Origin of the sequence: Sutterella sp. KLE1602 (assembly GCF_001578585.1) — a bacterium.
Taxonomy (GTDB): Bacteria; Pseudomonadota; Gammaproteobacteria; order Burkholderiales; family Burkholderiaceae_F; genus Sutterella; species Sutterella wadsworthensis_A.
This window is the reverse complement of record NZ_KQ968538.1, coordinates 21,805-32,640: the sequence shown is the minus strand read 5'-3', so window position 1 is coordinate 32,640 and position 10,836 is coordinate 21,805. Positions and strand designations below refer to the sequence as shown.

Sequence of the window (10,836 nt, the reverse complement as noted above, 5' to 3'; positions counted from 1 at the left end):
CAGGAAGCGCCTTCTCAGGCACTTCAACAGTGCCGTTTTCCCGTGACGGGGAGGCGACTTGATGCAGACGGCAAAAGAAACGGCGGACTCCCGAGTGGGAGCCCGCCGTTGTTACTGGTGGGTCCCGCCTCCTTGCGAGAGGAGACGGGGGAGAGAGGCTTTAGAACGTGTAGAGGACGTTTACGCTGCCGGTGCCGCCGCGGCGGTCGCCGGCATAGCCCTTGAGGCCCACGCCGATGGTCCAGGGACCGTTGGCTTCGGGTTTCATGGTGAAGCCGAGGTCGACGATGGCGCTGTCGCCCTTGAGGCTCGGCGCATCAAGCGCGGCGGTGGCGCCCGCGAACTTCAGCTCGCCCTCGGCCTCGCCGTCGAAGACGTGCTCGTATGCGAGGCCGGCGTACCAGTCGAAGGTCTGGAAGGCGCCTTCAAGACGAGCGCCGAGGCGGACCGCATGGGTCGTCGTGTCGTCCATGGAGAAGCGTTCCTTCGCATCGCTTTCGAGCGTGACGTCGTCGCCCTCGACATAGGAGAGGAGGTAGCGGCCGTAGGCGTCGAACTTGACGTCGGGCGTCAAGTCAAAGACGTAGCCCGCGCCGATGTGAGCCGTCGCATAGAGGCCGTCGGCGTCGTACTTCGCGGTGCCCGTGCCGTAGGAGCCGTCGAATTCGGTCGAGATCTGGCCGAGGCGGACGGCGCCGTCGAGGTAGAAGGGCGACTGGAAGTCATAGCGCATCGCGGCGCCCACGCCGTAGTAGTCGTGGTCGGCGTCGGCTTCGGTGGAGGCGACGTGCGATTCGGACGAGGCCCAGCCGGCTTCAACGAAGCCTGCGAGCGTCAGGTTGTTGATGCGGCCGGCCGTACCGACCGCAAGCGAGAAGCCCTCGACGTCAACATGCGAGCCCGTTTCGTAGCGGTTGTAGCCGCCGGCCATCGCGCCGAAGGCCGTGAACGAGCCTTCCTTCGCGGCGGCGCGGATCGAGCGCATGCCTTCGTCGGCGACGAATTCGGCACCCTGCGTCACGAAGGCGACGGAGCCGAGCTGGGCTTCGGCGAGCGTCTTCGAGCTCTCGGAGAGCTTCACGGAAGAGGCGCCGATCGTCTGGGCCGTGTCGCCCGTGCCGATCACGATGCCGGCATCGGTGAGGAGCAGGTCGGTGCTGTCGATGGCATCCTTGCCGAGGTCGTAGACCACGTCGCCAAAGGCGTTCTCGAGGGTCACCGTGGTTTCGGCGGCCGTCTTGTACTTGCCGTCAACGAGGAGCGTGCCCGAAGCGACGTTCCTGGCGACGATGTCCTTGTCGCCGGACATGTCGAACGAGGCGCCTTCCTTCGTGAGCGTCAGGATCGCCTCGCCGGCGGGCGTGCCGGTGCCGTCGAAGACGATTTCAGAGGCCTTGCCGCCCGTGATCGCGCCGACGGTGTTGCTGCCTACAAGATAAAGAGACGTTTCCGTGTCCTGCTTGGCCGAAATCTGGAGCGTGCCCATCTTGGAGTTGATGAGGTTGATCGTGCGCTGGGTCTTGTTCGCCTCAGCATCACCCGCGCCCGTGTCGGCTTCGGCGAGGCGCATGAGCGCTGCGTTAACGGAGGGCTCGAAGGATTCGGTCGAAACGATGCCGGTGACATCGGCACCGTCAAGCGTGATGACAGAGTTTTCGACCGTGACGTTGCTCTGTGCGTCGGCCTTGTTGCCGCCGCCGTAGACGTTGCCGAAGATCTTCGAGTTGGCGATCGTCACCTCGGAGGTCTTGACCGTAGAGGTTGCGCCCAATGCGGCGTAGCCGCCGGCGAAGACGTTGACTTGAGAGTCCGCAGCACCGAGCGTGGCGTCGGCGATCGTGAGACGGGTGCTGTTGACGGAGGCAGCAGTCTTGGCGCCATGGGCAAAGCCGCCGGTGTAGATGTCGCCGGAGAGCTTGACGCCCTTGCCTGCGATCGTCATGTCGACGTTTTCAACGGTGGCTTCCACCTTGTTGGTGGTTACCGTACTCTTGGAATATGCCACGCCGCCCCCCACGACGGAGGCCGGAATCCCGAAGTCGTCAAGACCGCTGTTGTGATCCATGGTGTTGATCGTGCCGCCAGTAATATTGGCTGCTACATTTTCAACGTGGGTCGTCACAACGGCGTCGGTAAGTGCGGCGCTGGTGTACAAGTAGCTCAGACCGCCGCCCACGACGCCTTTGAGCGTGCCGCCCGTGACGTTCACGCGGGCCGTGCCCTTGACGTCGGCGGAGACGTCGCGCTTGGTGGATACGTCTTTACCCTGGCCCGCCTTGGCGGAGCCGCCGCCGAGCACTGCGGCTTCATAGGTGCCGCCCGTGATGGTGAGCGAGGTGTCGCCGAGAACGTGGCTCGAGAGGCTGCCCGTGTAGTCGTTGGACTTGCCGCCGGCGATGACGTTGGACTTGAAGGTGCCGGCCTTGAGGATGAGATTCGTGCTGCCGACCGTGGCGGAAACGAAGCTGTCTTTGTCAGTGTCCTGGACGGTCTGGCGCAGATACGTGCCGCCGATGACTTCGTCCATCACCGTGACGTTGGCGGCGTCAACGAGGATGTTGGTTGCGCCCTTGATTTCGGAGGCCGTGTATTCCTTGCTCGAAGCTGCGGCGTTGCCCATCTTGTTTTCAGCAACGTAGCTGCCGCCGACGATGCCCTTGCCGAGCGTGATTGTGCCTTCACCCGTCACGGTGACGGAGGTGTTGCCTTCAATCTCGGACTTGCCGCGGTTGGCGAGGTAGTCGCCGCCAATGAGAATGCTATTGTTCCCGAGGGTGACGGTCTTGTTCTTGGCTGCATTGATCGTAACGGCGGCGGATTGAGCCGTGGAGGAAGTTCCCTGTCCCGTGACGCCGCTGCCGGCCACGACATGGCCGTTGTACGTGCCGCCATTGATCTGCAGGGAGGAGTTGCCGGTCGTGAGCTTGAGCTGCATGTCGGGCGTATCCACGTGAGTATAGTTTTCGGCGAAGCTGCCGCCGTAGACGGAGCCCTTGACGGTTCCGCCGTTGATGGTGACGGAGGTGTCGCCGACAGTGGAGTTCGTTTGGGAGACCATGCCGGCGCTGGGACTTGAGGCCTTGATGTAGTTTCCGCCTACCACGGCGCCCTTGGACGGGTCGGCTGCGTACTCAATGAACACGTCTTCAATAACGAGCGTCGTGTTTCCGTTGACGATGGAGCCTTTGCCCAAATTGTTCGCCTTGCTGCCGGCGACGATGTATTCAGTCTTGACGGCCTTGACGGTCAGCTTCGTGTCGCCGATGGTGGCTTCATGCGTCTTGTCGGCGAGGCCCGTGGGCTGCTTGATGTAGTTCCCGCCCACGATTTCATCGACCTGTTTTTCGTTGGTGAGATCAACGGTCAGGTCGCTCGTGGAACCTGCATGATTGAGATCGGTCTCAGCGGTAACCAAATCCGTGTAATGCCACCAACCGCCGATGAGCTGGCTCTTATCCGTGACGTTTTGAGTCTGAGTGTTGACGGTGAGGGCGGAACCTTCACCGGCGATGCCAGTCTTGCCGTCCTGTTCATGGGTCGCCGCTGCGGCTGTCCCTGCAGCGAAAAGCGCGCCGACACAGCACGCGATTACAGTCTTTTGCATGTTTCCTCCGAGAATTTTTGTTGAAAGAAATTGGAAGAGTTGTTTCAACGATAGAAAATCTTTGGAAGGGGGGGGTAGGGAAAACCCGTATCCACATTAAAATGGCAACAAAATTGGGGAAACAGTTGGGCTTCTGAGGTATTTTTACAACACATCGGCTTGAGAAAGCCGTTCGGGTTGCTCCCGTCACGAGAAAGTCGCCTGATTGGGAGGAAGTGGGAGGACCTATGAAAAGACGTTCTGCGCGGCTTGTACTGGCGAGGACGGAAGTGGAGGCTGGAGGACTTGAGAAATCCGAAACGACATCATCATGTCGAGAAGCTGCGGTTGGTCTTCGGCTACTTTTCGAGCGTCGTCAGCGCGGGAATTCAGGTCCGGCTGGTAGGCTTGAACGATGATGCATGGGCGGAAATCATGAAAAGGCGCGTGCTTCCGATGGCCTGCTGCTTTCTCAGCAGTGCGAAACATCTGTTTCGTCCTACTGAAAGGGAAAGCGTCTGTGCAACAGAGTCTATAGGTTGGCAGGCGAGACTTTCGCGAGGTCAGAGGCATGAAGGAAAAAAGGCGGGAAGGGGTGCAGACCCGTTCGCCGCCTTTTGATGGCCGTAGAAAAAAATGCCCAGTGTTAATGACCTGAGTTGGTCAGCCAGAACGAATTGTTTTCCCAATCCTCAGGGAAACCCATGATACTTTGCTCTTCTTTGTTCAAAGTATCTTTAACGAGGGAAGCAACTCTGAAAGGCCATGTACTGGAGTGGTTCAAAAAAAGCATTAAGTGCGCTAAGACGACGATGTAGTTGAACATTCTCGGGTCCGCCTCATTGCCGCCACTAACATCTACTGTTGCTTTAAGGGGTACCTGAAGGTTTTTGTTTATGTAGGGAAGTTTCGTGGAGAATCTTCTGTCCCAGAGGCGGCCATGGTGAGCACAGAGATTTCTGACGGTCGTTAGAGCTCTCGCTGTACCTTCAAGTACTTGAATGTTAGGTAGTCCGACAGCCTTTGCTACTTTTAATTTAACCTGAGTGGACTTTGTGTTTTTGATCCACCTGAACAACTCTCCGAAACTCATCACGGAAATGATGATCCATATCGGAGGTAGAAAGGGGGTCTCGTAATGATTTAAATAGTGACTAATCTCTTCCGAATTGCGCTGAGAGCGCTTTGTTTCCTTCATGAGGTTGACAAAGCTTTCGAAATATTCATCTCTGTCCGTGAAGGGGTCGACTTCCATGTGAGGATGGGGCCCGTATGTTTCTGACATCGCGTGCGCCCATACGGTCCTTGCAGCAACTTCAAACCGCTCGAGTGCCTCCATCATTAGGGTTCGAAGTTTTTGATCAAAAACGTAAACCCGAATGATGTCGTCGAAGCGAGTGCCTTCTTTGAATTGGTGTGTCCTTTTCCCGTCTACCGGAGGAAACTCAAAGCGATAGCAATATGAGCTAATTCGGTAGTATCCTGCAATGGATAAAAAGTGTTCCGCACGCTGTTCATCATCAATAATTAAGCCTCTCTCTCTGAGGCGCTGGACTTGCTCTTTTAACGTAGCGTGCGGTTTGGAGTAAATCATGTCAAGCCTAGAAAAAGGAAACCCCGCGGAGTGAGCATTTTCGTTCTCTTGCGAGATTGAAACTAAGCTTGCGGGGTGTTGTTAGGATGAGATAGTAGCAGAAATAACGGTGTGTGTCTACCTCAAAAGCGCTTTTCGACAGTGCCTGTGTTGAGGAGCAACAGTGCTTCATGCCTGTCGATCCCTTCAGTCTTCCTCCTCGTCCTCTTCGCGTGCCTGCGCAGCAAGCTCCGCCTTGGCGTCCTCGGCGATCTCCATCACCTTTTCACCGACGAGGTCGAACGCCTCGAGGTTGCCGTTCATCATGCGAATGATGCGGTAGGTCGAGATGAAGAAGGTTATGAGGATGAAGCCCGTCATGCCCGCATTGAGGCTCAGCCATTCACCGGACATGTAGCCCGTGACGACCCAGATGAGCATCAGGAGCGGTCCTTTGTCACGAAGAAGGTCGGCAGGAATGCCCGAGGCCGTGGTGGCGCCCGCATCACGAAAGAGGCCTTCTACAAGGACTGCGCCAAGGTGCCGGTCATCGAACTTCATGACGTGTACTTCGATTTTGACAAGTCGACGCTTCGTCGGGAAGGCAAGGCCGCTCTGGACAAGGCCCTGACAGTCATCAAAGCCAACCATGGAGAGGATCGCGTGACCGTGGTGGGATGGACGGACAGCATGGGAACCGATGCCTACAACCTGAGGCTCTCCCTGCGCCGCGCCGAAGCCGTCAAGGCCTATCTGGCGGAGAAGGGCATTGCATTGGACAAACTGGCCTCAGAGGGTAGGGGTGAGTCGTTCAAGTACAACAACGGCACTGAGGAAGGTCGTCAACAAAACCGGCGCATCGAGTTGCACTTCGAGCAGTAATTCGGTTTGAATGCAATGTTGAAAGAGGGGAGCTCGCTCGGAGTTCCCCTCTTTTAATGATGTACGGTCGCGTGCTCGATGCCGACTATACGACGTCCATGGGCGTTGCCGTCGAGCATGAGGCCGTCGATACGCTCATCGGTAGAGTCGGTTTCGTGCTTGGTCTGAAGTGCCCGAACAATCGCGGCAACACCTATGTTCGCGCTTCGATCCTCCATGACTGGCAGGGTGACGCCGAGTCGACGTTCACGAAGGGCGGTCAGACGAAGCACATCTCCGAAGAGCTCGGTGACACCTGGCTTGAATACGGTGTCGGCGCGAACTTCAATGCCACGAAGAACCTGCATCTCTATGCAGACCTTGAAGCCACCGAAGGGGCCAAGGTCGAGACGTCGTACAGGTTCAATTTGGGCGCACGCTGGTCGTTCTGAGGGTTATTGACCTTCGGGGCGCCTGATGAATAAAGGCAGGAGCAGTCCGAGACCTGATTTCTGCCTTGCAGTCGCCGCGCGAGACGGATTTCCCTGTCGGCGCGGCGCTTTTGTTTTCGGGGATGCTTCAGTTGTCCTGATACGCCTCCTCGCGTGTCTTTTCAGCGAGTCCGCTTTGGCATCTCCATCACCTTAACGCTCCCTTGGGAGAGGAAATGGAATTGGCTTTCTGTAAGCGAAATTCGGGTTAGCCCCGTCTTGCATGGGAGAAAGGTTGTGTGATAAAAAACTCGAATCGCATTGTCTTTCGTTTGACACCATGAAGACGAAATCCGCAGCGCGAAGCATTCGGCGACCGCCTTTGGGATGAGCCCGTCAAGTACTGCTCATGTCCGGAGAACGTTCGCCTGAACGACCAATTTGCCGCTTATTGCCGGGAGGGAGCATGACGCTACTCGAAAAATGCCAGAAATGGCACGAAGCCGGACAGTTTCCCAAAATCATCGAGGCGCTTGAAGCGCTCGGAGAAGACGGACGAACGCCGGAACTTGCAAGCGAGCTGGCTCGCGCCTACAACAACGAGGCGGATCCGAACACGAGCGAGGGTCGCCTCATGCTTCACCGGGCGATTGAGCTTCTTGAGCCGCACGAGGAGGCACTTGGCGCAACCTATCTGTGGAACTTCCGCCTGGGCTATGCCTACTACTATCTCGACCAGGAAGGGCGCGCGCTTTCACGGTTCCGACGGGCGCACGAAGCCAAACCCGAGGACGAGGATGCCAAAGAATTCATGGAGGACTGTCTCAAGCGCGTGACGTTGCCGTTCTTCCGGGTTCCCTTCAGGGAGCGCACGCAGAAGGCCTGGACGGCCTTCGAAGGCGAGGAGGCGGAGATCCGCGCCATGATGGATGCTGACAAGACGCATGAGAGAGGCGAAGAGATCGTCGATCGCATCGAGCGCATTCTCCGGCTTGCGTTTGAGGACGTTTCGTTCGAGGTCGGCTTCAATGGCGTCAAGCATGAGCTCATTCTGACGCCTGAAGGCAACCGGATGAAGCTCTTCGAGCTCGTCTACTTCCGAAGCCATGCGCCCGCATCCGTCCTGAGGCACTGGGAGATCACGCTTGGTCGTCGTGGGACGTCGGGCAATGAGCTCCATGCCGGCGGCGTCAGGATCGGCGGTGAAGACGTGCAGGCCTGGCTTGAGCCCGACGACGATGCGTTCAAGCTCTCCGTCTTCTGCGCCAGGCTTGCGGATCTGAAGGCAAAGGAGGAGGGACGTGCCTGGTGGATGCTCACGACGCTCACCGACCAGCTGCTCGGCGAAATTCCGCACATGCGCTGGATCAACGACTTCGAGCTCCTTGATGCGCCCAGGGCGGTGCCGGGTTTTCTTCTGAGCGATCTGCCGGACAAACTGCGGGAGCTCGGCAAGGACCTGGCGCTCGACGCCGAGACGCTGCTTGAGAACAGTTATGTCGGCTACACGCGCGAGCCTGATCCGGACCCCGACGCCGACTGGCGTCTTGACGTCATCGCCGGTTCCACGGCCTGCCCGCCTCTCATCAATGGCTATATGAGTGCGGACGATGAGACGATGGATGCACTTCATTCCGATGGCGTGACGGCGGGATTCATCGCCTTTTCGCTCGATGGCTTTACGGGCGAGAATCGGACGCAGAGGATCTTTGCTTTCCGTGAGGCGCTGGAGGCGAAGCTCGAAAAGGCGTGCGGACCCGATGTCGTCAGGATGGTCGGCGGCGCTACCGGCGTGCATTTCGGCTATGTCGACTTCATGGCCTGGGATCTGCAGCCCGTGTTGTTCGAAGCCCGGGCGTTTCTTGAGGCATCGGACGTGCCGGCGGCGAGCTTTCACGTCTTTCGCCGCGAAGTGGGATCCGTTCCGCTCAAGTCTCCCGACGATCGGGCGGATGCCGGCGAGGATGACGATGATGAACCGCTCGACTATCGTCCCGAGATGGCGGAAGCCTTCCATGCCCGGATTCAAATATGCTCTGGTGCGTGCGCTCGAGAACTATGCGGTTCTCGGCGACGGGCAGTACGGCTGTCCGCGTGACAAGGCTCGGGAAGCCCTGAGGCGCGCCATCGGCGTACTGGAATCGGTCCGCGAGGAAGGCCTCGACAGGGCGGAGTGGCACATGCGCATGGCCTACGGCTACCAGTACCTGACGGGAGAGGAGGAAAAGGCCATTCCTTATGCCAGAACCTGGGCTCAGCTCGATCCTGAGGATGAGGATGCGCCGTGCGTCATCCGCGAATGTGAAAAAGCGGTTGAGGCCCGTTGTAAGAACGACGGGAAGCCCGTTGACAGAAAGGGCGTCTTCCTCGGCTTCGTGCTGCTTGAGAAGGCGCATTGGGACAAGGGCAGGCTGATCGCCGATCTGAAGGCCGAATGGGACATCGACGTTCCCGAGGAGGACAAGGACGACAGGAAGGACAACGGGGATTCGCTGGTGTTCGAGGCGGGCGACATGATCGCCGCAGTGAGCCTGATGCACGGCCCGGTGCCGGGGGGAGAGGCGGAGGACAATGCCGAAAACAACTACATGTGGCCCGATGCCGTCAAAGCCGCACAAAGCCATGCCGCCCACATCATGGTAACCGTGCTGGGAAAGGAGACGGACGTACGTCTGCGCGGGCAGTTCTTCGTGAAGCTCGCTGCCGCCTGCTGTCGTCAACCGGGTGTCCTCGGCGTATACACGTCGGGCGTTGTCTTTGAGCCGTCGTTTTATGCCGACATGGCGGGCGTCATGAAGGAAGGCGAACTCCCGCTCAACAACTGGATTTGGTTCGGGCTCCATCGAAGAGAAGGCGGCGTCTGCGGGTATACCTACGGCATGGACGTCTTCGGCAAGGAGGAGCTGGAGGTGCTCGATGCGGATGCCGATCCGCTGGCGGTCAGGGAATTTCTTGTCAGTCTGGTGGGCTATGTGATCGGTTCGGACGTCACTCTCAATGATGGCGAGACGATCGGCTTTTCCCAAGGCGACAGGCATCGCATCACCCGCAGTCCGGGCGTGGCGCTTCCGGACCAACCGACGCTCAAGGTGTCCTTCGAGCAGAATGAGATTCTGCTCGACGAGGCCGCTCCTCATCTGGAGAGCATTCGTGAGAAGTGTCTCCCTGTCGACGAACTCAATGCCTTCAGTCATCTGGCGATTTATCTGCGCTGGTGCATCGAGCACGACCTCATGAGCGAGTCATTCTGCAGACGATGGCCCGATATTGTTGAGGCCGTGAGGACGAATCCGGCCGAGGCGTGCCTGCGCGAATGGCTCCGAGACAAGCTCAAGGGCGAACTGCATGCTTCAATCTTCAACGAGCGCGGCGCGGACTTTGCCTGCTACTACGGTGCCCTTCACGAGTACACGCCGCACTATACGATGGATGTCGACATCCATGCCGTTTCCAGAATAGGCGTGGAGAGGAACTTTTCGGATGAGATTCAGGACGAAGCGTATCTGTTCCTTCCGTTTGATGAAGACTATTATCGAGAAATGGCCCGGATCATCGAGCGGCGGTACGAGAATTGGGCCGGACAGCGCTTTGACGACTCGACGCTTGCGCCTTCCGAAACGGCCGAGGCGCTGATGGCGTATCTCGACTGCGAGTGCACCTATTTCCCGTCGATGGCGGACGATGATCCGATCATGTGCGCTTTCGAGTATGCCGGGAAAAATGCAGCGCACGAAGGATTCGTTCCCATGCTCATTGCAGTCGACGAAACACTCTGGGAATGCCTCATGCTCAATTCCGATCCGGCTCATGAGGGAGATGACGATCATGCCTTTGATCCGGATGCGGTAGCCGCCTACCGGCAATCGCAGCTCGCCGCACCCCTGCCCGACGGCAGGATGGTTCTGGAGGACGGCATGGCAGAGCGCCGCGCAGAAGCGGAGGACGATTCCAAGGATTGGGACACGGAAGTCGTCGGCCGCATGGAGGGCGGCTTCAACAACCATCGGTTCTCCGGATATTGGAACAGCGAGACGGACATGACGCATCCGGTCATCCTCGCGAGAATTCCGGTCCGGCATCCTTGGGAGGTGTTTGCCCATCTGCCGTTCGGCAACTGGAATGACTGTCCGGATACGCCGCAGCTCATGGCGGTCGCCAGGTACTGGTTCGAAAAATTCGGTGCCGTGCCCGCCGTCATGACTCATGACGAGCTCGACTTCGCGCTTCCGAAACCGATCGGGCGGGAGCTTGCCGTGCAGACTGCACTTGAGCAGTATGCGTTCTGTCCCGACATGGATCAGAATCATGAGTCCGTCGGGGCACTCGCGGATACGCTCCGGCAGTCCAAAATCTGGTATTTCTGGTGGGATTAGCTGTATATCTGCGGA

At 58.4% G+C, this 10,836-nt stretch carries 7 protein-coding genes; 4 read left to right on the top strand and 3 right to left on the bottom strand.

The genetic code is table 11. From position 1 onward, the window contains the following. Positions 1-160: 160 nt before the first annotated feature. The 3 genes from HMPREF3036_RS06570 to HMPREF3036_RS12140 all read right to left on the bottom strand — a co-directional run bounded on the left by HMPREF3036_RS06570 (position 161) and on the right by HMPREF3036_RS12140 (position 5,717). Positions 161-3,604: an autotransporter domain-containing protein gene (locus tag HMPREF3036_RS06570; protein WP_082897386.1), complete on the bottom strand. Its 3,444-nt coding sequence runs from the start codon at positions 3,602-3,604 to the stop codon at positions 161-163. A gap of 625 nt (positions 3,605-4,229) precedes the next feature. Beyond that, entirely contained in the window at positions 4,230-5,177 is a 948-nt protein-coding gene (locus HMPREF3036_RS06560) for an Abi family protein (RefSeq protein WP_062332748.1), read from the bottom strand. Between the two features lie 186 nt (positions 5,178-5,363). After that, positions 5,364-5,717 carry a hypothetical protein gene (locus HMPREF3036_RS12140; RefSeq protein ID WP_062332745.1) on the bottom strand — a complete coding sequence of 118 codons (354 nt, stop codon included), beginning with the start codon at positions 5,715-5,717 and terminating at the stop codon, positions 5,364-5,366. Here HMPREF3036_RS12140 and HMPREF3036_RS12135 point away from each other — a divergent pair. The 4 genes from HMPREF3036_RS12135 to HMPREF3036_RS12125 all read left to right on the top strand — a co-directional run bounded on the left by HMPREF3036_RS12135 (position 5,697) and on the right by HMPREF3036_RS12125 (position 10,821). Continuing rightward, on the top strand, positions 5,697-6,038 hold the full coding sequence (locus HMPREF3036_RS12135; protein ID WP_062332742.1) for an OmpA family protein: 342 nt from the start codon (positions 5,697-5,699) through the stop codon (positions 6,036-6,038). The two genes, HMPREF3036_RS12140 and HMPREF3036_RS12135, sit on opposite strands and share 21 nt — an antisense overlap. Positions 6,039-6,094: 56 nt before the next feature. After that, positions 6,095-6,469 (top strand): autotransporter outer membrane beta-barrel domain-containing protein, encoded by a 375-nt coding sequence (locus HMPREF3036_RS06545; protein WP_062332739.1) that lies wholly within the window; start codon positions 6,095-6,097, stop codon positions 6,467-6,469. Between the two features lie 445 nt (positions 6,470-6,914). Continuing rightward, positions 6,915-8,546, top strand: coding sequence for a tetratricopeptide repeat protein (locus HMPREF3036_RS12130; protein ID WP_062332736.1), 1,632 nt, complete (start codon positions 6,915-6,917; stop codon positions 8,544-8,546). Further along, positions 8,464-10,821, top strand: coding sequence for a DUF4253 domain-containing protein (locus tag HMPREF3036_RS12125; protein WP_197457952.1), 2,358 nt, complete (start codon positions 8,464-8,466; stop codon positions 10,819-10,821). The genes HMPREF3036_RS12130 and HMPREF3036_RS12125 overlap by 83 nt, the downstream gene beginning before the upstream one ends. Positions 10,822-10,836 lie beyond the last annotated feature (15 nt).

Excerpts from the sequence above, each read along its gene's own strand:
- HMPREF3036_RS06570 (WP_082897386.1), bottom strand. The coding sequence starts at position 3,604 with ATGCAAAAGACTGTAATCGCGTGCTGTGTCGGCGCGCTTTTCGCTGCA.
- HMPREF3036_RS06545 (WP_062332739.1), top strand. The coding sequence starts at position 6,095 with ATGATGTACGGTCGCGTGCTCGATGCCGACTATACGACGTCCATGGGC.
- HMPREF3036_RS06560 (WP_062332748.1), bottom strand. The coding sequence starts at position 5,177 with ATGATTTACTCCAAACCGCACGCTACGTTAAAAGAGCAAGTCCAGCGC.
- HMPREF3036_RS12125 (WP_197457952.1), top strand. The coding sequence starts at position 8,464 with ATGCCCGGATTCAAATATGCTCTGGTGCGTGCGCTCGAGAACTATGCG.
- HMPREF3036_RS12130 (WP_062332736.1), top strand. The coding sequence starts at position 6,915 with ATGACGCTACTCGAAAAATGCCAGAAATGGCACGAAGCCGGACAGTTT.
- HMPREF3036_RS12140 (WP_062332745.1), bottom strand. The coding sequence starts at position 5,717 with ATGAAGTTCGATGACCGGCACCTTGGCGCAGTCCTTGTAGAAGGCCTC.